This window comes from Candidatus Albibeggiatoa sp. nov. BB20 (genome assembly GCA_016744725.1).
In the GTDB taxonomy this organism is placed as follows: domain Bacteria; phylum Pseudomonadota; class Gammaproteobacteria; order Beggiatoales; family Beggiatoaceae; genus Albibeggiatoa.
In genome coordinates this window covers 1-22,835 of the sequence record JADGDW010000040.1, presented here as the reverse complement: position 1 = coordinate 22,835, position 22,835 = coordinate 1, and the positions used below count along the sequence as shown (strand labels likewise).

Genomic DNA, 22,835 nt, shown 5'->3' with positions numbered 1-22,835 from the left:
CCTCTTATTTAATAGCTAGATAGAAAATGTATTATTTTTAAACAGGGTGTCAATTTTTAGTTGATAAAGTTATAAGGGAATTTTTGTGTAATCATAACTATAAATAAAATTTATGCTAGAAGAGGAAAAAACTGAGTGGTAGCGAGAAATTGATAGAGGGATATGAGACTGGAAAACAGCATAGATCAAAGCTGTGAACATATTATGTTTTAGTAAGTATATAGAATACATCTATTTTCATAAGATATTTTGAATGACATGTTTATTTATGGGTGTTATATAATAGTGTACGAGGGTTTTAAACAATGTATTAAATATGAACATAATCTATAAAAAATTTTTAACCAGTCGATATTTTTTACTCTTTTTATTCATGGAAGCATTGATTCTTTCAGGAGTATGGTATTTTTATCAAAGTTATGAACAACAGTACGGCAAAGAAGTCATCGATAAAATTGACACCGCTTTTCGTACTACGATTAATGGTTATGCAATGGTCTCTCAAACCTTGTATGATGAAGTGATTAACACCCCGAAAATTATTGATATTTTCAAGCAAGCCCATACTGCGACGACCGAACAACAAATCGATATTCGTCAGCAGTTATTTTCAGAACTTGACCCAACCTATCAACGTTTGAAGCAAAAAAACCTACGTCAATTACATTTTCATTTACCAGACAATACCAGTTTTCTGCGTTTTCACAAACCACAGAAATTTGGTGATAATTTATCTAAAGTTCGCTATTCCGTTTCCAATACAAACCTGTATAAACAAAAATCACAAGGCTTTGAAGAAGGTAAAATTTTCAATGGATTTCGTTATGTTTTTCCACTATTTGATGGTAAACAACATATTGGCAGTGTAGAAACCAGTGTGTCTTTTGATGCTATTCGTAACGAAGTTAAAAAAGTATATGGCTTAGACTACGATATTATGTTGAGGAAAGAGGTCGTTGCACAAAAGCTATTTAAATCAGAATTAGGTAATTATGTGCCTTGTGTCTTGGATCGACATTTTTTATGTGAAAATACTAAAATCAAACAGCAAGAAAGCATATCTGATCCTATTTTGCATTTACTCACAGATAAAATGAAAGAAACTTTACATGAGGAATTAAATTCAGGCCAAGCCTTTGTGAAAAATATCCAATTACGCAGTACTTTTTATGAAATGGTATTTTATCCAATTGATAATGTACAAAAACAACATGTTGCTTATGTGATGACTTATAGCCCTGACAATCGTTTATATCATTTGCGCACTGAGTTTATGATTTTATTGATAAGCATTACGTTTACTAATGGATTGATTTTTATGTTTCTTTATCATAAGAGCAATAATAACAAGTTAATTGCAGAAAAAAATAAGCATTTGACCCGTTTAAACCAAGACAAAAATGAATTTTTAGGAATTGCGGCACATGATTTAAAAAATCCATTGCAAGCGATCCAAGGTTCAGCGGAACTGATTGAGCTAATATTAAAAGAAGAGGAAAATAGCTGTAAACCAGAATGTAAGGCCGATATGATCGATTTTACACAAATGATTACAGGTAGCGTTGAACGCATGTTTGCTTTGATTACCAACTTGTTAGATGTGAATACGATTGAATCAGGAAATGTCAAAATCAATTTACAAAACACTGATATTTTGCCAATGCTACAAACTGTTGTGAACGAATATAGCCAAAAAGCTCAAGCAAAAAATATTACGATACATTTTTCAGCATCGAAAACTCATTATTCTGCATATGTCGATATGGCTGCTTTGCGCCAAGTGCTGGATAATTTAATATCCAATGCAGTAAAATACTCACCTTATGGTAAAACTGTGTATATTCAAATTTCTGATAATCAAGGTCAGATTAGAATTGAAATACAAGATCAAGGAACTGGGATTAGTCCAGAAGAGCAGGTTAAGTTATTTGGTAAATTTGCTCGTCTCAGCTCGAAACCAACAGGTGATGAACATTCCACAGGTTTAGGCTTGTTTATTGTTAAAAAACTTGTTGATGCGATGCAAGGTCAAGTTTGGTGTGAAAGTCAATTAGGCCATGGTTCAACATTTATTGCTGAGTTTGTTCATTCTGGTTTAAAAACTTAATGTTTATCTATTTGATTGCTGATATTTAACCTATTTATCATGAATTTGATCTCAAAGGCTTGTGATGTGGCTAAACAACCTTAATGACTTACTGTATCGTTATCGTTTAAGACTATTCAACTGTATTACAAGAATAGGCATTAACCAATGTCAGCAATCGTGTTCAAAGTTTTAAATGACTTTGCCAAAGGTGTTGCCATTATAAAATCTTGACTGACTCGAAGGCGTTAATAATGAGTGACTTAACAGCAAAAACCTGCAAACCATGTGAAGGCGGTATTAAACCCTTAAATTCACAGGAAGCTAAAGCCATGTTGACTGAAGTAATAGACTGGAATTTAGCTGAAAATGATACCGAGATCAGCCGCCAATTTACATTTAAGAATTTTCACGAAACCATGGCATTTGTAAACGCAGTGGCTTGGGTTGCACATCAAGAAGATCATCATCCTGATGTTGCATTTAGTTACAAGACGTGCCAAGTACGCTACAGTACTCATGCGATTGGTGGTTTATCTGAAAATGACTTTATTTGTGCTGCAAAAATTGATAGTTTATTTGGAAAACCTGTCGAATCGACTCCTTATAAAACCCACGCTGCGATTTAAAACAAACTATGACGACACTTTCTCAACTTGCACATGACTTAGGGCAAGCATTACAAACCCGCCAATGGAAATTAGCAACGGCGGAGTCATGCACAGGTGGTTGGGTGTCACAGATTGTCACTGAAATTGCTGGCAGCTCAACATGGTTTGACCGTGGTTTTGTGACTTATTCAAATCAAGCCAAACAAGAGATGCTTAATGTGTCTAAAACCATTTTAAAACAACATGGTGCAGTCAGTAAAGCAACCGTATTAGCGATGGTGCAGGGAGCAATTCAAAACAGTCATGCGCAAACCAGCATTGCAATCAGTGGCATTGCAGGGCCAAGTGGTGGCACGCCTGATAAACCTGTTGGCACGGTGTGTATTGCTTGGGCAATAGCTGAAAAATCTGAAGCACAATGTTTTCAATTCGAAGGCAGCCGACATCAAGTCAGACAGCAAGCGGTAGAAGCTGCGTTACAAGGTTTGACTCAATTCATAATTCATAATTCATAATTCATAATATTGCCAACATGCTACATATTTCAAAACAAGGTCAAGGCCAGCCTGTGGTTTTACTACACGGTTGGGGTTTCAATCATAGTATTTGGTATCAAGTCGCTCCCTATTTAGCGCAAAACTGGGAAGTGTGGCAAATTGATTTACCGGGACATGGTCAAAGTGATTTATGTGATTATGATATAGATGTGCTATTAGAACAATTTGCTACAAAGTTGCCTAAAAATGCCGTTTGGATTGGCTGGTCATTAGGCGGTTTACTTTCCATGGCTATGGCGCGTTGGCAACCTGAATATGTACGCTGCTTATTGTTGATTGGTAGTTCTCCTTGTTTTGAGCAAAAACCAGATTGGCCTCATGCCATGCAAACAGCAGTATTACAACAATTTGGGCAGAATTTACAAGCAGATAGTATTGGGACATTGAAACGATTTTTGGCTTTACAAGTTAAAAATAGTCCTGAAGCACGACATGATTTACGCCATTTGCATCAATTATTAAAAACAGCGGGTTATCCGCATTTGGATGCGTTGCAAAGTAGCTTGGATTTTTTGTTTAAAACTGATTTGCGGGCTGAATTAAAAGCGATTCAAGCCCCAAGTTTGCTATGTTTAGGAACACATGATGCGCTTGTGCCAATCAAGATGGCTGAACCGTGTCAAGCGTTATGGTCAAATTTGGAAATTGTAAAAATGCGCTCGGCAGCTCATATTCCATTTTTATCTCATTTTGATGAGTTTTGTTCAATAATGGATGATTTTTTAGCGCGTCAGCAATAGATTTAAAACAGTAATAATATCAAATTTTTACGCTATCATTTTCTGAAAAAAAGCTATGGTCGTTTTACTTTAAAGTGATACAGAACTGGCAGTCCTAGACTTTAAAACTGATTGATATTTAAACAATAATAGGACTGCCAGTCCTCATATATAAACCAAAACTAACTATTATAATTATCAAGTAAATCATCACCCAATTTAGACATTCGAAACAGAACAAAATTCTACCGTTCGCCACTTGCCATTTCATAATAGTCTGAAGCCTTATAACCAATAAAGCTTTTTGTTAAATTGAGTATTTATTGCTATTAGTCAGCATGTTAGAGTGTTACTAATGATTTGAATATCTACAAAGGATGTCGCAATGCCACTGACTGATCCAAAAATCTTGAAAAAATTGTATAACGCTTTTGATCCCACGCCATTACATCCTGATATTCCAGAGGAATGGAACTTATATGTTGATCTGCAAGCAGTACGGGGCGATAGCAATATTTTGCGCGATATTGGGCAGCATATTGAGTGGTCAGATAAGCCGACTTGTCAGTTGTATGCGGGGCATCGCGGTGCGGGAAAATCGACTGAGTTGTTGCGTTTAAAGCAGCATTTGGAGCAGCAAGAATATGTTGTGGTGTATTTTGCAGCAGATGAGGGGGATATTGATCCTGAGGATGCACGTTATACCGATATTTTGTTGGCTTGTACTCGGCAATTGATTAAGCACTTAAATACGACAAATTCTGCGCCGCTGGGGACTTGGTTGAAGAAATGTTGGACTTTGTTAAAGGATTTTTCGCAGACGGAGATTAATATTGAGCTGGCGGGGCAGGTGGAGATTGAGGCGGCATTTACTAAGTTGACAGCGACTTTACGCGGCAGCCCTTCGGCACGGAAGCAGATTCGGGATCGGCTTGATCCGCATACGGTGGATTTGTTAGATGCGTTGAACGAGTTTATTGCAGAGGCTTCGCATAGTGGAATTGAAGCGACGAATTTAGTATTAATTGTGGATAACTTGGATCGGATTGTACCGATTTATGATGAGAAGAAGAAAAAAACCAATCATGAGGACATTTTTATTGATCGGGTGGAACAGTTGACGGCGTTGAATTGCCATGTGATTTATACCGTACCGATTTCGTTGGTATATTCGGAGCAGGGGACGTTGTTAAAAGATCGTTATGAGAATATGGGGCGATTACCAATGATTACGGTGAAGGAGCGTGATAGTCGTGAGCCGTTTGAGGCGGGTTTGGTGGTGTTTTTAGATTTGTTGGAGAAACGAATGCAACAGGCTGCTGCGGAATATGGGATTAAGGCGGTGTTTGGTGATGAGGCGGTGGTGCGCGAGTTGTGTTTGTTGAGCGGAGGGCATTTGCGCGATTTGATGAAGTTGTTGCAGGGGACATTACGGCATTTGCCCCAATTTAAGGATGCGGAGAAGGCAGCGACACGGGCGGTGATTCGGGAGCGAGAGGCGTATGCGGATGCGATTGATGAGGAGGATTGGGCGCGGTTGGCGGTGGTGTATCAGAGTCAGCAAATTTTGAATGAGCAGGATTATCGACAGTTGTTGTTTAATCGCAGTGTGTTGGAGTATCAGTCAGCTTCTTTGGATGAGTCGAAAAATTCGAAGTGGCATGATGTACATCCATTGATTGTGGCGATTGAGCAGTTTAAGCGGGCTAAAGAAGCATTAGAGCAATTGGAAACGAAGGATGAATAATCATGACTTTATCGGATCAGGTTGAGTGTTATGGTGGGGGTGATACTCAAGCAGAACGTGAGTTGGAATATCAAAGTTTGTTGAATGGGGTGAGTTGGTCGGAGAGGTTTGGGTTGTTTTTTGTTGAATGTTCGCCAGCGCAAGGAAAGTATTTGTATGGTCGTTTGACAGCGGATTTGTTGGGACAGAAGCAGTGTCAATTGTTGGAATTATCTGATCCTGTGGATGATTTATTGCCTGAGTTGGGAAAGGCTAATCTACAAGATGTGGATGTATTGTTTGTGATGGGGTTGGAGCGGTCTTTTGTGCAGTATGTTGGTGCGGGGACAGGTGGGCAGGGAAGTTATTATAGGGAAGATTCTGTGCCAAGGGTGTTGGGTTGTTTGAATTTGGGGCGCGAGAAGTTACAAGCAGATTATCCTGAATTGAATTTGGTGTTTTTGTTGCCACCGTTTGGGATGAAGTATTTTATACGGCGGGCGGCAGATTTTTTTGATTGGCGAGAAGGGAAGTTTAAGTTTCCGACTGAGTTGGAAGCATTTAGGAAAGGCTATAAGGAAATCATTGAAAATAATGACTTTGAAAATTATCAAAATCTAACAAATGTAGACAGGATATGTCGCTTATTTGAAATAGAAGGCTATCTTGATGAACTCCAACCTGAACAGGCTGAAAAAGCGGATTTAATTCTTGAAAAAATAAAAATACTTTCTTTGCAAGAAAACTATAAGCAAATGCTCGAAGCTGTTGATGAATTTTTGGATATAAAGTCTGATGATGTAGCTTGGTACATTCAAGGCTTTGCACTTGGTAAGTTAGGACGTTATAAAGAAGCGATAGTCAGCTATGACAAGGCTCTCAACATCAAGCCTGATAACTATAAAGCCTGGAACAATCGCGGCAATGCACTTGGTCAATTAGGACGTAATGAAGAAGCGATAGCCAGCTATGACAAGGCTCTCAACATTAAGCCTGATAAGCATGAAGCTTGGTACAATCGCGGCAATGCACTTGGTCAACTAGGACGTAATGAAGAATCGATAGCCAGCTATGACAAGGCTCTCAACATCAAGCCTGATTATATATCTTGGAACAATCGCGGCTTTGCACTTGGTCAATTAGGGCATAATGAAGAAGCGATAGCCAGCTATGACAAGGCTCTCCACATCAAGCCCGATTATGATGCAACTTGGAACAATCGCGGCAATGCACTCAATGAATTAGGACGTTATGAAGAAGCAATCGCCAGCTATGATAAGGCTCTCAACATCAAGCCTGATGATAATGCAGCTTGGAACAATCGCGGCAATGCACTTGGTCAATTAGGACGTAATGAAGAAGCGATAGCTAGCTATGATAAGGCTCTCAACATCAAGCCCGATGATGATGCAGCTTGGTACAATCGCGGCTTTTCACTTGATGAATTAGGACGTAATGAAGAAGCAATCGCCAGCTATAACAAGGCTCTCAACATCAAGCCTGATATGTATGAAGCTTGGAACAATCGCGGCTTTGCACTCAATGAATTAGGACGTTATGAAGAAGCAATCGCCAGCTATGATAAGGCTCTCAACATTAAGCCTGATGAGCATAAAGCTTGGTACAACAAAGCCTGTACATATAGCTTATGGAGAAAAACTGAAGAAGCACTGCAAACTTTAAAAAAAGCCATTAAACTAAAAAAATATAAAGAAATGGCTAAAACAGATGACGACTTCAAACCATTACATAATGATCCGCGTTTTTGGGCATTGATTGGAGAAGAATAAAGAAATTGTTCAGGACTAGCGTTCCTTAAAAGGCTGCCAGTCCTAGATAATTTAGGCACACACTTCTTTTTCAAATAAGCTTAAAGCCCGCGCAATCGCTTGATCCATATTGTAATATTGATAATCAGCTAAACGCCCTGCAAAAATTACTTTCTCTTTTAATTTTTCAGCTTCCGCTTGATATTTCCGATACAAAGCTTTGTATTCATCTTTAGGAATCGGATAATAAGGAATCGTCTCACCATGAACATGTGGCTGTGGATATTCTTCAACCAAAGTCGAACCCGCCACTTGTTGCCCCGTTAAATGTTTAAATTCAGTAATACGGGTAAACTCATATTCATTTGGATAATTCACCGTACCCACACTTTGCATCAAATCTTGAGTCGTATGGCGGAAATTAAACCGCAAACTACGATAAGGCAATTCCCCGTGCATATGACTGAAAAATACATCAATAGGCCCTGTGAAAATCATCCGTTCGCACTGAATATCATTCGCAATATCCTGATAATCTGTATTGAGCAATAAGCGGATATTTTTATGCCGTAACATATTTTTAAACAACATCGTATAACCGCGTTTTGGCAAGCCTTGATAAGTATCTTGGAAATAACGGTCATCACGACTGATATTAATAGGAACGCGAGCCGTTACCGCCGCACCCAATTCCTCAGGGGTCAAATCCCATTGCTTTAAGGTGTAATGATGAAATACTTTTTGATAAATATAGTCCGCTAAAAACTTGAGATCATTACCTTGTGCGGTTTCACGAATTTTCAAAATCGGCACTTTGACGTTAAAACCGTATTGCTCAACGAGCTGATTGGCTAATTTATCCGCATAATCCTTGGGAAATAAAGCATATAACGAGTTAATGTTAAACGGAATCGGAACTTGTTTACCATCGACAACACCAAGCACTTGATGGTAATAATGATACCAATCAGTAAATTGACTCAAATATTGCCAAACGTGTTTTGCATTAGTGTGGAAAATATGAGGGCCATACTCATGGATTAAAACCCCATTTTCATCATAATAATCATACGCATTACCACCAATATGATTGCGTTGATCTACGACTAAAACGGTTTTATTTAACTGTGAAGCGATACGTTCTGCTAACACTGCTCCTGTAAAGCCCGCGCCCACGATGAGCCAATCAACTTTCATTATCAATCCTTAACTTAACTAAAAAATTTTATTATACACCGTTCATTTTGCACTGATATGGCATTGACCGCTAATTTGTTGTTATCTCAAATATAGAAATAGTTGGAAAAACCATTTGCAATTAGTTAGTATTTTGTGTTTATTGTCCCCATATTCCTACTATTTTCTACACTAGACTTTTTTATATATGCTGACACCAAATCAACTTAAACTTTATCATTCCTATTTAGAGTTAATCCTGTATAAAACCTATGCAGATTTACGTGCTGAAACCGAGCGCACTTATTTGGGTTTTTTGTGGTGGGTTTTTGAACCTATCATGTACATGTTTGTATTCTATGTGGTATTTGCCGTTTTCATGGGGCGCAAAACCGATAATTTTGTACCTTTTTTATTGGTTGGCCTGACAGCTTGGCAATGGATGCAATCTTGTCTGGCACATGGTTCAGAGTCCATTCTGGGCTATCGTGGGCTGATGCAAAGTGTGCATTTGCCTAAAGTGATTTTCCCCATCATTCTGATTTTGACCGATTCGACTAAATTCTTATTTATTTTTGCTATTTTGCTGGTTTATCTGTGGATTTCAGGTTTTGGGATAGGTTTAGCTTATTTAGCCTTACCATTTGTGCTATTGGTTCAATTGATTTTTATCATGGCGATAACCTTCTTTTTAGCTGCTATCGTACCGTTTTTACCTGATATTCGATTTGTAATTGAAAAGGTGTTACAAGCGGTCTTTTTTGCCTCAGGTATTTTCTTTGCCTCAGAATCGATTCCTGAACAATATCGTATTTATTACTACCTCAATCCAATGGCCAGCTTAATTGAAAGCTTCCGTGACATCTTGATGTATAACCAATGGCCAAACTTTGGATTGTTACTTTTAATCGGCTTGGTTTCTAGCATTGGATTATTTCTAAGCATTCGCCTGATTGCCCATTTTGAATATACTTATCCAAAGGTGACTATATAATGAGTAATCGGAAAATTTTACAATTGGATAATATTGGTATTAGCTATCAGCGTAAAGGCGGCTTTTTAGGCCGTGGCGGTGATGCGTTTTGGGCTTTGAAAGATGTGTCGCTTAGTATTTATCAAGGCGAAACCTTGGGTGTTATCGGGCGCAATGGTGCAGGTAAAAGTACGTTATTACAATTGCTTGCAGGAATTTTAAAACCAGACAGAGGCTCATTGCAAAAACTGATCGATCATAAAGCCTCACTTTTGGCAATGCAACTGGGCTTTATTCCCTATTTATCAGGCCGTGAAAATGCGGTACTCAGTGGCATGTTGATGGGTATGTCACGTAAAGAAGTCGAAGCGAGATTACCCGATATTATTGAATTCTCTGAGTTAGGTGAATTTATTGACCAGCCTGTGATTACTTATTCATCAGGTATGGGTGCACGCTTAGGTTTTTCTGTTGCTTATTATGCCGACCCTGATATTTTGTTGGTCGATGAAGTGTTAGGCGTGGGTGATGCAGAATTTGCGTTAAAGTCGACGGCGGCCATGTTTGAAAAAATGCAATCGAATAAAACCGTAGTCTTTGTCTCGCATCAAACCAGTTTAGTTCAAAGTCTATGTACGCGCCTAGTATGGATTGAAGAAGGTAAAACCCTTTTAGAAGGCGATCCAGAGACGGTATTAGCGGCTTATATGGGTGCTTTAAAACAACCTACTCCGGCCGCTTAACATGTTGTTTGACAATGGATTCTAAACGTTGTTCATTGGATGTGGTCTGAATAACGGGCTTGTTGGGTAACACTTGATCTAACAAGCCATGCAATCCTTGTAATAGATTCTGGATATTTTGTTCACTTTTATCAAAAACGGCTTGGGTATTAATGCGTAAAAAGTTTTTTTCTTTATCAGTTAATTCTTGCGAAGTTAGCACCACAACAGGAATTTTTGACCAATAGGCATTTTTTTGTAATCTTTCTAAAAATTGAAAGCCATCCATTACAGGCATATTCAAATCCAATAAAATCAAATCAGGTTGTTTTTTAGCTAAATGTTCTAAAGCCACTTGTCCATTTTCTGCTTTAAATACCCGCCAACCCACATTATGTAACATCTCTGCGGTGGTTTCTCTACAGACTTCACTATCTTCAACGATCATAACAAGCTTATTTTGCCCGCTATATGCAACGCGATGTTTCGCAAGGATAGCTCCTAATTGGCTGGCCTGCACAGGTTTTGATAGATAATCAATTGCGCCTAGGCTCAGACTTTTTGCTTCAGAGGTCTCCAAACCTGAGGTCGTAATCACGGGAATATCTGCTAACAAACTATTTTGCTTTAATTTATCTAATACCCACCAACCGTTATAAGGTTCAGGCATATAAACATCTAATAAAATAGCATCAGGACGCAGTTTATTGGCTAATACAAGCCCCTCCTCACCATTTTTAGCTAATGCCACTGCATAGCCTAGATGAGTCAGATAATCTTTAAATAAATACAGGATGCTATCATCATCGTCAACAACTAATACAATACCCTCTTTTTTAGTTTTATTTTCATAAAGTACAGTATCTAATTTCGGCTGAATAACCGCGTAGCAAGGTATCCGAACAGAAAATGTACTACCGTAGCCAAACTCACTCATTACTTGAATCTGTCCCCCCATCATTTCAATAAATTCTTTACTAATGGCTAAACCGAGTCCTGTGCCACCATAACGACGTGTGGTCGAAGCATCTGCTTGAGTAAAAGGGTGAAATAGCTTATTTAGTTGTTGGTCAGTCATGCCAATACCTTCATCAATCACACAAAAACTGAGCCATTCTCCTTCAGCATCAACACAACGCGTCACTTGCAAAATAACCATACCGTGTTCTGTAAACTTCAAGGCATTACTGAGTAAATTCAATATAATTTGGCGCAGTTTAGTAGAATCCATAAAGACCTCACCAAGCTTGCCAATCACTTCTAAATGGACATTATTACTATTTTTTTCTGCTAACGGTCGAACCGTATTCATTGTATTTTTAAATACAGTTTCAACTTCAAATGATTCTAGCTCTAGCTCCATTTTCCCAGCTTCAATTTTGGACAAGTCTAAAATATCATTAATCAACCCCAATAAATGTTCACCAGCACCATGGATTTTTTTCAAATCTGGAGTGAAATAATCTTGTTCTGATCCTAATTCTTCCGCTTCTTCTTGCAACAATTCACTATAACCTATGATTGCGTTGAGAGGGGTGCGCAATTCATGACTCATATTGGCTAAAAACTGGCTTTTAGAACGATTCGCGTGTTCTGCTTCAGATTGCAATTTTTCTGCTATATTTTTGGCTTCAAACAATTCAGCGGTTCGCTCTAATACGCGCTGTTCAAGATTGGTTCTTGCTTCTTCTAATTCTTTGGTTCGCTCAATGACGGTTTTTTCTAATAATAATTTATGTTGTCTTTCTTGGTCGATAAAACGTAAGTAAGATTTAATACGATTAATCAGTTGATGTGTATCGATCGGTTTGGTGAGATAGTCAGCACCACCAACCTCAAAGCCTTTTTGTTTGAATTGTTCTGATTTATAAGCTGCGGTAAGAAATACAATGGGAATATGACAAGTTTTTTTACGTGAACGAATCAGTTGTGCAGTTTCAAACCCATCCATTTCAGGCATTTGCACGTCTAATATAATTAGATCAACAGGATTTCTTAATAATATACCTAGTGCCATCATACCTGAGTCCGCTTGTACAATTTTCGCGTCAAGATGCTCTTTTATCAATGTATCTAAGGTAAATAAATTATTTTTATTATCATCCACAATCAAGATGTGAAAAGCCTGTTTTATATCCAACTCCATTATCCGCTGCTCCAAGTGCTAACTTTATTATTTTTTTGTAATTCCATTTTTTAAATGAAGAGCTTAAAAGCATTATTTAAAGTATGATAAATATTTGTAATTTAAGCTACTGGGCTTGACTATATCCTAAATTTTACTACAGAACGAGAATATATAAAAACGACGAATACGAAGGATTATTCCTTATGTAGGAATGAACTGATTCAGTCAGGTGCTCTGTTATTCAAAATAGGTAAAACATCCCTCAGCTTAGTTTATTACTTGCAAAAATCGTATCTTTTGAGCTTTTTTCAAGTCATTTTGATATTTTAAAAATGGTTCAAATAATTAAATAGCGCATTCTAAGCTAATTATAATGAGAAAAACCCATGAGATTAGAAACCGTCACAAGGAGAGATAGATTATTTAATACGAAAAAATACTTGCTAAGCAAGCACATTCATTAGATAATTGCAGGTTTTCATTGACATTGCTAATTTAGTAATTGGTCATTGATAATTGTTCATTAGTAATCGACTTAGGGAGTGAATGACTTTGGCTAATACTCGTCAAGCTGCAAAACGCGCACGTCAAGCTGAAAAACATCGTCAACATAATGCAAGTATGCGTTCGATGATGCGTACTTACATTAAAGCAACAGTGACTGCGATTGCATCAAATGATTTAGAAGCAGCTAAATCTGCTTATGAAACTGCTGTACCTGTCATTGACCGTATGGCTAGTAAAGGCTTGATTCATAAAAATAAAGCTGCACGACATAAAAGTCGTCTTAATGCTCATATCAAAAAAATGGCGACCGCAGCCGCTTAAACAGTATGGATGCTGTCTTCCTCTGCGGCATCCTCTTCCACTACTTTGCGGAATCGGGCTGGATTAATATTGTGAGTCTTCAATAATTCAGTTAATTCAGCAAGTTCACAACCTGTCACATTAGCCGCTTGTTCTTCGTTACCTGCAACCATGTTCATTACTCGCAATAAATAATTTCGGTCAAATTCTTTTTGCGCTTGAGCTAAAGTTTGAAATTTATTTTCTGACTGACGTAATGCTTGCTTGATTAAAGACAATGGAATCATCGGTGATGGCGATAACACGCTACACTGTTCAACCACATTCTGTAATTGTCGCACATTGCCCGGCCAAGGTAATGAGGCCATATAATCTAAGGCTTCAGGTGAAAAGCGCAAGGATTCGCCGTCTTGTTCCGAATGTAAATTTAAAAAATGGTCAAGTAACAATGGAATATCTTCACCACGTTCTTTAAGCGATGGCATATACAACGGAATCACATTTAAACGATAAAATAAATCTTCGCGGAATTCCCCGCGTTTCACTTCCATTTCCAAATCTCGATGCGTCGCTGAAATAATTCGCACATCAATAGGAACACCGTTAATCGCACCGACTGGCTTAACTTGGCCTTCTTGCAACACGCGCAGTAATTTCACTTGCAAACTTGCAGGCATATCGCCCACTTCATCTAAAAATAAAGTACCGCCATGAGCGGCTTGAAATAATCCTAAATTTTTCCGAACTGCACCTGTGAACGCGCCTTTTTCATGGCCAAATAATTCAGATTCTAATAATTGTTCTGATAACGCGCCGCAGTTAACTGCTAAAAACATTTCATTAGCACGCGGACTGGATCGGTGAATCGCGTTAGCTAATAATTCTTTACCTGTTCCTGTTTCACCACCAATAAAAACACTGCTTCGGGCTCTGGCAACTCGCTTGGCCTGATTTAATAAATTAGCCATCAAGGTTGAACGGTGAATAATCTCAGGTGCAAAACTATTTTCACTTGCATCGGATGCACCAACGTGATTTAAAGCAGAGGTTACACAGTGCAATAATTTTTCTGGAAGGTCATCTGATTTGGTTAGAAACTCAAAAATACCTTGATGTGTTGCACGGACTGCATCGGAAATATCTGCCGTACCACTTAACATAATCACGGGTAATACTGAGTTAAATTGCTGAATTTCTTTTAATAAGGTAATGCCATCCATATCATCCATCCGTAAATCGGTGATGACAAGGTGCGGTCTGAATTCAGGTAATAATTCCATCGCAGATTCGCCAGTGTTACAAGTTTTCACTTCATAACCTACTTCAGCTAGCCATGCTGACACCATAACTAAAATAACTTCATCATCATCTACAATTAAAATGCGCAATGAACGGGCTTCTTCTGATGGGGTTGACTGGTCTTCTTCTGGTAGTGATTCTTTAGGCATCCCTAAAATCCTTACAACGTACTTTCTAAGTGGGGTAATGTATTGTATTTCTTTCTTAAGGTCAAAGCAGTTATGAATATTTAGCTAGAAAAAATGCTTCATTCAATGTTTTGAATCTGTTCACGCATTTGATCGATCAATACTTTCAAATCAACTGCGCTGCGAGTAGTATCGATATGATTCGATTTTGCACCTAAGGTATTGGCTTCTCGATGTAGCTCTTGCACCATAAAATCTAAACGGCGACCAATGGCATTGCCTTCAGCTTTAGCTAGAATATTTTGAATGTCATCAATATGTACACCCATCCGATCTAGTTCTTCCGCAACGTCCATTTTTTGGGCAATGATAGCAATTTCTTGTTCAACTCGTTCATGGTTTAACTCGGTTAATTCTGCTAAGCGAGTATGTAAACGTTCACGTTGGGCTTGTAAAATTTCAGGCAATATGGCTTTAACTTTGGCTACTTGTTCTAAAATAGTTTCACAACGTTGCTTGAGTAATTCTGCCAGTTGTTGACCTTCTCTTTCACGTTGAATAATCAGTTCGACCAATGCCGCTGCAAAATGTTGCAGTACCGTCGCTTGCAATGCTTCATTGTCAACTTGGTTGTTTTCCATCACACCTTGCCAACGTAAAATATCTAATGCAGCAGGGGTTTTAGTTTCTCCTGTCAAGGTATTGATATTGGCTACAGCTTCAAGTAATTTTTTTACGATTGAAGTATTTAATGTGAAATCGGTATCATTTGCATAGTTTTCTTTAAAATATAAAGTGCAATCTATTTTGCCACGCTTGAGTTTAGCTTGTACTTTTTCTCGAATCGCGACTTCAACATTGCGGAATTCTTCAGGTAATCGGATATTAATATCTAAGTAGCGATGATTGACAGAACGCAGTTCCCAGCATATTTGCCCCCATTGTTCTTGTTGCTCTTTCCGTGCAAAAGCAGTCATACTACGAACCATGACGCATTCCTTTCAGCTTGACAAAGTAGACTAGGATAAATTTATGTTGACCAAAGTGCAATCAATAAACTTAGATTTAGCAACAGGATGGTTAGAAAATGTCCGACATTGTCCTTCCGCTAATTGTGATAAAAGGCCAAAAAACAGTGAAATTGACTTATTAGTGATTCATAGCATCAGTTTACCACCTTGTGAATTTGGCGAGGATTATATTGATGATTTGTTTATGAATCGCTTAGACCCTCAAGCGCACCCGTATTTTGCGGATATTGCGGACTTACGGGTATCTGCTCATGCTTTGATTCGACGTACGGGCGAAATTGTACAATATGTGTCATTTTGGGATAGAGCTTGGCACGCAGGTCAATCCTGTTTTCAAGGACGTAGTGTGTGTAATGATTTTTCCATTGGGATTGAGTTAGAAGGATGTGATGATTTAGGGTATACGAATATTCAATATATTGAGCTAGTCAAATTAGTGAAGTTATTACAACAAGCTTGCCCACAAATTAAACAAGAGCATATCGTAGGCCATTGTGATATTGCCCCTGAGCGCAAAACCGATCCCGGTAAATGGTTTGAGTGGGAACGGCTTTTGTACAATTAAACCCAATCAATACTTTGAACAGTTTTTGAAAATTTCCATAGCTAAAATTATAACTATTTGAAAAATAAAGTATTTTATATTTTTACTGGGGATTTAAAGTATATCAAAAAACAATCAGTTATAAAAAATATCCGAGCTATTGTTAATCAATAATTTTAGTCATTGGTAAAGTCAAAATAAAGGTTGCCCCTTGTCCTTGCTCACTTTCACACCATACTTGGCCATTTAAAGCGGTAACTAATTTTTTCACGATAAATAACCCCAAGCCTGTTGAATGTTCATCCCCTGTGGGTTTAGCAGTTAAACGAGTGAATTTGCCGAATAATTTAGTCTGATCTTCAGGGCTTAAACCTTGCCCTTGATCTTGAATTTCTATTCTGATACGGGTTGATTGATGGAAAATATGAATATGAATATTTTTGTTGAGTGGCGAATATTTCACCGCATTAGAAATTAAATTGTCTAACACTTGATGCAAGGTATTAATATCAACATAAGTTGTATAACAAGTTAATTGAGGTTCAAAATGCACAATAATATTTTTTAATAAGGCTTTTCTTGTATATTCCGTCACTACTTTTTGTAAAATAGGCAGAATATCCACTTCTCGTAAATTTAGTGTGATTTTTCCTGATTCAATGGCATTTACATCCAATAAATTAGTAATTAATTCAAACATGCGTTCAGCACTCAAATTAATCATGTAGGCAAATTCAATCACCTCTGACTTTGTTGCAAAACCCTCATCTTCTAATGTAATTTCAATTAGTTGAGCTGAACCTTGAATCGCTTGTAGCGGATTTTTTAAATCATGAGCAGCAATCCCTAAAAACTCATTTTTTTCTTGATTGAGTAACACTAAATCTTGATTTTTCTGCTCAATTTGTTGGGTACGGCTTTGCACTTTTAATTCTAAATGATTAAATAATTCCTGTAATTCTAATATCATCTGATTGAAATTATCAGTCAGTTGTTTTACTTCAAGAATATAGGATTTTGAGAAGGGTAATTGGACTTGTTTCAGTTGCTCATGAAAATGAGAGGTCACATTAGCAAGTTCTGTTATTGGTGTTGCAATTTGAGCTGAAACGCGATGTGACTTTTGGATAAGATACGAGAAAAAAACCAGATAAAACAATATCATAAATATAATCATACCATAACCAATCCGCTTAGCAAATTGCTCTAATTCATAAACACTGGCATAAATTTGCTTTTTTTCAATTAGGACAAAAAGCCGCCATCCCGTTTCTTCAATCACTTCCTGAATCAGTAAGAAATCTCTTTGTTTAAGCTGAAAATCGTTTACATCCTTTTTTGTTTCTAAGATATGTTTTATTTTATTGGCAATATTAGAGTCTTTGTTCTTAGTTAAATTGAAATTTTCTGGTTTTTTAATAGTTTCTGTCAGTGTTGCGTCGTGAATATGGTGTTTTAATTCTTGTAAGCCAAAGTAATGCTCAATACTTTCAGGCATTGCTAGAATTGCACCTTCTTCATTGAGTAAAAAAGCACTGCCTTGCCAAGGTAAATCTAAAGTGAGAATATTTTCCGAGAATTGCTTGATAGTCACATCAATACCAGACACCCCTTCTAAAAAGCTCCCTGAATAAATCGGCACGATACAGGAGACCATCCAGCCTTGGCCTGTTGGATCAAGATAAGCATCTGTCCAAACGGGCTGTCGTGCAGGATTATGTTCTGCATCTGCCTCATAGTAAAAATTAAAATCTTGCATTGTCATATGTGCACCGAGCTGCTCGGCTACATTGTTAATAAAAGGATAAATCCGATTCATATTGTCATAACTATTAAAGTAAGCCGAGATAGCATGTGGATTATGGGTCACAATATTTTTCAACAATGGATCAAATGCTTCGGTTTTTAAGGCTTTTTCATAAGCTTTATCATTGATTTCTGTTTGTGAAGAATAATATAAACTTGCGCCACTATTATCATTAAATTTAAAAAATACCCCGTTTTCAGCAATATCAAATAGAGGTCGCCCATTAGGCAAACCATAGGCTTGTGGCGCAAGGAAAAACTGCTGTTGTTCCATTTGTATAAAACGAGCAAGTGTAGAAACTTCTCTAAATTCAAGGTTTAATTTTTGGGCTTCACGAATCGCAATTTCATGCGTGTCTTGGCGGGCTTTTTCTAATAAGGTGTCTGTGGTTGCAGTTGTAATAAGCGTAATAATGCTGAAGTAAAGTAAAAGTAACAGCAGCTCGACCACAAAGACAGGTAATAATGATGCGGATAGATAATGCTGATAAAGGATTTTTTGTAGTGGACGTGCTTGCATTACTGCTCCAAAATCAACCAAATATAACATAGCCAGTGCAAAACAATTACCAGCGCACTAATGTAGAACAATGCAGTGGAGTCAAATTAAGCTTATATTTTTAAAATATAAGTGTGCAAAAGCATAAATACAAGTTATGTTTCCGTACTAAACCATCATTCAAGTAAGAGTGAAAGCTCACAGAGTACAGAAGATAGCTTATATCCATGCTTGCTCCAAGCGGAGATAAGTATATGATTTTTTTTGTAGATTAAGGCCATATTTATTCCAACATTTCTCTATAGAGTTGTAGCCATTATTGAAAGAGCGGCATACAGAATTGTGTCCAGAAGATGTTAATCATGCTGTTATCACGTTTAAGTATTTGTTCTTCGGTGATGGTTTCTAAATCGTCCATGGTCATGTTTTTTCGGGCAGCCATATTGGCAATGCGTACCAATTCGTAGCAAATCGTTTGAATTAGTGCGGGATGTCCTGTGGTGAGTTGGTAGATTTTATCCACAATGTCAGTGACCAGTTTGGTGGTGTCTTGTGCGCTGAGGTAGCCGACTGGGAATTGTTTGGCTTGCGGGAAGTATTCATTCTAGTTGGGATTTTTCAGATTGATGAATTGGATTGCGCCGACGAATAGAAATATGGCTTGGGTTTGTTGTTGCAGAAGCTACGCATCGCGGCAAGTCATTGGGCTGTGGTTTCGGGTGATTTTTGCAGGAATTTGGTGTGCAGGTCTTCGTATTCGTCAAAGGCTAAGATGATTTTAGTTTGTTCGGTTGCGCTAAGTTGTTTGAGGAAGGTTTATTGTTACGTAATATACGGGAATGGGTAGTAACAACATAATTCAATACACTAAATTGCTGATCGTTTTTGGTTTGCTTTTCAATAATGCAAAAAATCGAAACAATTGCGCAAAATCATTCTGAATAAGCTTTGCAGCTTAAAATGCAATCAAGCATCATCGCATTTATTATCGCTTCAATACCAAACATCAAATCAATCCCCTCCAATAATAACCCAGAAAAATGATAAACTACGAGAGGAATTTTCGATTTACAAAAAAATAATAACTTTAATACGCAACTCCCAAATATCATAAGGAATGCCTCATGGATGTCCAATCGCTTCCTGAATTATTACAAATCCCATTTCAATATGCTTGGTCGGATTTTGAGCAAAAAGCACCGCCAGAATTAATCCAAGCTCTTCAGCAAAATCAGCCCATTTTCGACAGTATTCAGAAAATCTGGTCTTGTAGCCCTTTTATTGCTAAAAGCTGTATTTTGTCAGCAGGTTTGTTAAATGATTTACTCACGGATGATTACCTACTTAAACCCTATGAAAAATTTGAACTCGATTTTAGTGTTGAGACTGATGAAAATCAGGTAATGCAGCAATTACGAACTTATCGACGGCGTGAAATGAGCAAAATTGCATGGCGTGATATGGCAGGTTGGGCTAGTTTGGATGAAAGTTTACGTGCATTGTCTGATTTAGCCGATACCCTAATTGATGCTGCCACCCGTTACCAATATGCCAAATGGGAAAAACAATGGGGCACGCCACTAAGCCCAGAAGGTGAAGTACAAAAAATGATTGTGCTGGGTATGGGCAAACTGGGTGGACGTGAACTTAATTTTTCCTCTGATATTGATTTGATTTTTGCCTATCCTGAAAGTGGTGAAACCAACCATCCACGCAAACCTCGAACCAATCAAGAATTCTTTTTGCGGGTTGGACAGCAAGTGATTCATCTGCTCAATACAGTGACGGGCGATGGTTTTGTATTTCGGGTTGATATGCGTCTGCGTCCATTTGGCGATAGTGGGCCTTTAGTTATGCACTTTGCCGCGATGGAAGATTATTACCAATCTCATGCTCGTGACTGGGAACGTTATGCGTTTATCAAAGCCCGTGCGGTAGCAGGTGATATTGAACAAGGTGTCTCATTGCTTGATATGTTGAAACCCTTTGTTTATCGTCGCTATTTAGATTACAACTCGATTGGTGAGTTTCGGCGTATGAAGGAAATGATTGACCAAGAAGCACATCGCAAAGGCTTGGAAAATAATATTAAATTGGGTCGTGGCGGTATCCGAGAAGTTGAGTTTACTTGTCAGCTATTCCAACTGATGCGTGGCGGTCGTCAACCCGCGTTGCAAGAACGTAATTTATTAAAAACCTTGGCTGTATTGCAAGAATATGAATTATTGATGGAACAAGATGCAACCGAGTTGGAGCAAGCTTATCGGTTTTTACGCACGGCTGAAAACCGTTTACAAGCCATTGATGACCAACAAACTCAAACCTTACCCAGCGATGAACTCAACCAACAACGTTTAGCTTATGTAATGGGATATGCGCACTGGGATGAATTTATGCTGGCATTGACCAAACATTTAGATGCTGTCAATGGGCAGTTTGAGCAAGTGTTTGCCCCAGAAGTAGAAGAGTCTCCAACTCAACAACAGGATAGTATTTGGCAAAGTGTATGGGAAAATCAACTCGATAATGATGATGTAGTGCAATACTTTGTAGATGTAGACTATGAACAACCCGAAAATATCTTGAAAAAATTACGTGAGTTTTCTAATTCCTATACTTTACAAAAACTCAGCAATCGTGCCCGTCAACGCTTAGATACGGTGATGCCATTATTATTGGAAACTGCGAGCCAGGACGAAAATAAAGATTTAGCCTTATTACGCACTTTAGAATTTATCAACGCGATTGCCCAACGTTCAGTGTATTTGGCGTTATTAATTGAGCGTCCGCAAGTGCTACAACAATTGGTTAAACTGTGCGTCTCTAGCCAATGGGTTGCCACTCAACTAACTCGTTATCCTTTGTTATTAGACGAATTATTAGACCCAAGACGCTTGTATGACCCGCTGAAACCCAATGAATTAGACAGTGCTTTACAGTCTCAAATGGCACATTTACCGTTAGATGATTTAGAAATGCAAATGGATAGTTTGCGCCAATTTAAACGTGCGTATGTGTTACATGTTGCAGCGGCGGAATTATCGGGTAATTTAAGTGTTGAATTGGCCAGTGATTATTTAGGTGCAATTGCTGACACCATTGTGCAGAAAGCATTAAGTATTGCCTGGAATTTTATCACTCACAAACATGGTAAACCACAATTTAAATTTGATAATGAATTACAAACTGCTGGATTTTGTGTGATTGGTTATGGCAAGTCTGGTGGGATTGAATTAAGTTATAGTTCTGATTTAGATATTGTTTTCGTACACAATAGTCATGGCAGCCAACAAATGACCGATGGTGGAAAATGCGTGGATAACAGTGTATTTTTCATGCGGTTGGCACAACGGATTATTCATATTATTACCACTAATACGGCGGCGGGTTCATTGTATGAAGTGGATGCTCGCTTACGTCCCGGTGGTAATGCTGGCATGATGGTGGCCAGTTTTGATTCATTTGAGAAATACCAATTTGAGGAAGCTTGGACTTGGGAGCATCAAGCCTTAGTTCGTGCCCGTGCAATTGCAGGTGATAAGGTCTGCATGGATCAATTTGAAACCATTCGACGCAAAGTGATTACCCAAAAACGTGATCCTGAAAAGCTAAAACAGGATGTGTGTGATATGCGTGAGAAAATGCGTAACAATTTAGACAAGAGCAACAAAGAAATATTTGATATTAAACAAGGTGTTGGTGGAGTTGTTGATATTGAATTTATGATTCAGTATGGTGTATTGCGTTGGGCTGTGGATTTTCCAAGTTTATTGGATACTACGGGTATGTTGCCGATGTTACGTAAGTTTGTCGATCATGATTTGTTAACCGAATCAGCTTGTGAACGTTTAGGTAATGCTTATCGTGCTTATCGTGCTGAAACTCATCGTTTAGCTTTACAAGACAAATCGGCACAAGTGAAGCATGATAAATTTGCTGAACATCAAAATAATGTGCAGTATTTATGGCAAAGAGTGATGGGTTAAGTCGTTACGCAGAAATTATTTAATCCTCAATCCTAAATAATCAAAAGGGGTAACATTATGCTACCCCTGAAAGTTTACTGTTGGGTAGTGCTATCAAGAATGGCTTATAATATGAGACATAGAATACAGATACGGTAGCCACACAGTATATAACATCGAATATCACTTCGTTTGGGTAACGAAATATAGATACCAAGTGTTAACAGGAGAAGTAGGATTAAGAGTCAAGGATTTGGTGCGTCAGACCTGTGAAGCATTTGAGATAAGA

Annotated in this window: 18 protein-coding genes; 12 read left to right on the top strand and 6 right to left on the bottom strand. The window is 38.0% G+C overall.

Features of this window, described 5'->3' with window-relative positions; genetic code table 11:
• Positions 1-316 precede the first annotated feature (316 nt).
• From ABXH34_RS06620 to ABXH34_RS06595, 6 genes are all read left to right on the top strand, one after another.
• On the top strand, positions 317-2,107 hold the full coding sequence (locus tag ABXH34_RS06620) for an ATP-binding protein (protein ID WP_353571078.1): 1,791 nt from the start codon (positions 317-319) through the stop codon (positions 2,105-2,107).
• Between the two features lie 233 nt (positions 2,108-2,340).
• A complete protein-coding gene (locus tag ABXH34_RS06615) occupies positions 2,341-2,715 on the top strand; it encodes a 4a-hydroxytetrahydrobiopterin dehydratase (protein WP_353571077.1) in 375 nt (124 codons plus the stop codon).
• Positions 2,716-2,723: 8 nt separating this feature from the next.
• A complete protein-coding gene (locus ABXH34_RS06610) occupies positions 2,724-3,212 on the top strand; it encodes a CinA family protein (RefSeq protein WP_353571076.1) in 489 nt (162 codons plus the stop codon).
• 17 nt (positions 3,213-3,229) lie between these two features.
• Entirely contained in the window at positions 3,230-3,994 is a 765-nt protein-coding gene (bioH, locus tag ABXH34_RS06605; RefSeq protein WP_353571075.1) for a pimeloyl-ACP methyl ester esterase BioH, read from the top strand.
• Positions 3,995-4,358: 364 nt separating this feature from the next.
• The gene (locus ABXH34_RS06600; protein WP_353571074.1) at positions 4,359-5,720 is read left to right on the top strand and encodes an ATP-binding protein; all 1,362 of its coding nucleotides are present in this window, start codon (positions 4,359-4,361) and stop codon (positions 5,718-5,720) included.
• Positions 5,721-5,722: 2 nt separating this feature from the next.
• Positions 5,723-7,489 carry a tetratricopeptide repeat protein gene (locus ABXH34_RS06595; protein ID WP_353571073.1) on the top strand — a complete coding sequence of 589 codons (1,767 nt, stop codon included), beginning with the start codon at positions 5,723-5,725 and terminating at the stop codon, positions 7,487-7,489.
• 51 nt (positions 7,490-7,540) lie between these two features.
• Here the strand turns inward: ABXH34_RS06595 and glf are convergent, their stop codons facing one another.
• Positions 7,541-8,665 carry a UDP-galactopyranose mutase gene (gene glf, locus ABXH34_RS06590; protein WP_353571072.1) on the bottom strand — a complete coding sequence of 375 codons (1,125 nt, stop codon included), beginning with the start codon at positions 8,663-8,665 and terminating at the stop codon, positions 7,541-7,543.
• A 187-nt stretch (positions 8,666-8,852) separates the two neighbouring features.
• Between glf and ABXH34_RS06585 the strand changes: the two genes are divergently transcribed.
• Together ABXH34_RS06585 and ABXH34_RS06580 are read left to right on the top strand one after the other, a co-directional pair.
• Positions 8,853-9,638, top strand: a complete 786-nt coding sequence (locus ABXH34_RS06585) for an ABC transporter permease (RefSeq protein ID WP_353571071.1) — start codon at positions 8,853-8,855, stop codon at positions 9,636-9,638.
• On the top strand, positions 9,638-10,360 hold the full coding sequence (locus ABXH34_RS06580; protein WP_353571070.1) for an ABC transporter ATP-binding protein: 723 nt from the start codon (positions 9,638-9,640) through the stop codon (positions 10,358-10,360). The genes ABXH34_RS06585 and ABXH34_RS06580 overlap by 1 nt, the downstream gene beginning before the upstream one ends.
• Here ABXH34_RS06580 and ABXH34_RS06575 read toward each other — a convergent pair.
• Complete coding sequence (locus tag ABXH34_RS06575; protein WP_353571069.1) at positions 10,344-12,485, bottom strand: response regulator; 2,142 nt, start codon at positions 12,483-12,485, stop codon at positions 10,344-10,346. The genes ABXH34_RS06580 and ABXH34_RS06575 overlap by 17 nt on opposite strands.
• 534 nt (positions 12,486-13,019) lie before the next feature.
• Here ABXH34_RS06575 and rpsT point away from each other — a divergent pair.
• Positions 13,020-13,295: a 30S ribosomal protein S20 gene (rpsT, locus tag ABXH34_RS06570; protein WP_353571068.1), complete on the top strand. Its 276-nt coding sequence runs from the start codon at positions 13,020-13,022 to the stop codon at positions 13,293-13,295.
• On the opposite strand, the gene ABXH34_RS06565 is transcribed toward rpsT, so the two are convergent.
• Together ABXH34_RS06565 and ABXH34_RS06560 are read right to left on the bottom strand one after the other, a co-directional pair.
• Entirely contained in the window at positions 13,292-14,722 is a 1,431-nt protein-coding gene (locus ABXH34_RS06565) for a sigma-54-dependent transcriptional regulator (protein WP_353571067.1), read from the bottom strand. The genes rpsT and ABXH34_RS06565 overlap by 4 nt on opposite strands.
• Positions 14,723-14,820: 98 nt before the next feature.
• Positions 14,821-15,690, bottom strand: coding sequence for a YicC/YloC family endoribonuclease (locus ABXH34_RS06560; protein ID WP_353571066.1), 870 nt, complete (start codon positions 15,688-15,690; stop codon positions 14,821-14,823).
• Between the two features lie 43 nt (positions 15,691-15,733).
• Here ABXH34_RS06560 and ampD point away from each other — a divergent pair, with 43 nt between their 5' ends.
• Positions 15,734-16,297, top strand: coding sequence for a 1,6-anhydro-N-acetylmuramyl-L-alanine amidase AmpD (ampD, locus tag ABXH34_RS06555; RefSeq protein ID WP_353571065.1), 564 nt, complete (start codon positions 15,734-15,736; stop codon positions 16,295-16,297).
• Positions 16,298-16,439: 142 nt separating this feature from the next.
• On the opposite strand, the gene ABXH34_RS06550 is transcribed toward ampD, so the two are convergent.
• Both ABXH34_RS06550 and ABXH34_RS06545 read right to left on the bottom strand, forming a co-directional pair.
• On the bottom strand, positions 16,440-18,602 hold the full coding sequence (locus ABXH34_RS06550; protein ID WP_353571064.1) for an ATP-binding protein: 2,163 nt from the start codon (positions 18,600-18,602) through the stop codon (positions 16,440-16,442).
• Between the two features lie 295 nt (positions 18,603-18,897).
• Positions 18,898-19,104: a hypothetical protein gene (locus ABXH34_RS06545; RefSeq protein WP_353571063.1), complete on the bottom strand. Its 207-nt coding sequence runs from the start codon at positions 19,102-19,104 to the stop codon at positions 18,898-18,900.
• Between the two features lie 601 nt (positions 19,105-19,705).
• On the opposite strand from ABXH34_RS06545, the gene glnE reads away from it, so the two are divergent.
• Together glnE and ABXH34_RS06535 are read left to right on the top strand one after the other, a co-directional pair.
• Positions 19,706-22,567 (top strand): bifunctional [glutamate--ammonia ligase]-adenylyl-L-tyrosine phosphorylase/[glutamate--ammonia-ligase] adenylyltransferase, encoded by a 2,862-nt coding sequence (gene glnE, locus ABXH34_RS06540; protein ID WP_353571062.1) that lies wholly within the window; start codon positions 19,706-19,708, stop codon positions 22,565-22,567.
• Between the two features lie 118 nt (positions 22,568-22,685).
• The coding region (locus ABXH34_RS06535; protein ID WP_353571084.1) for a transposase at positions 22,686-22,835 on the top strand (150 nt) is incomplete at its 3' end.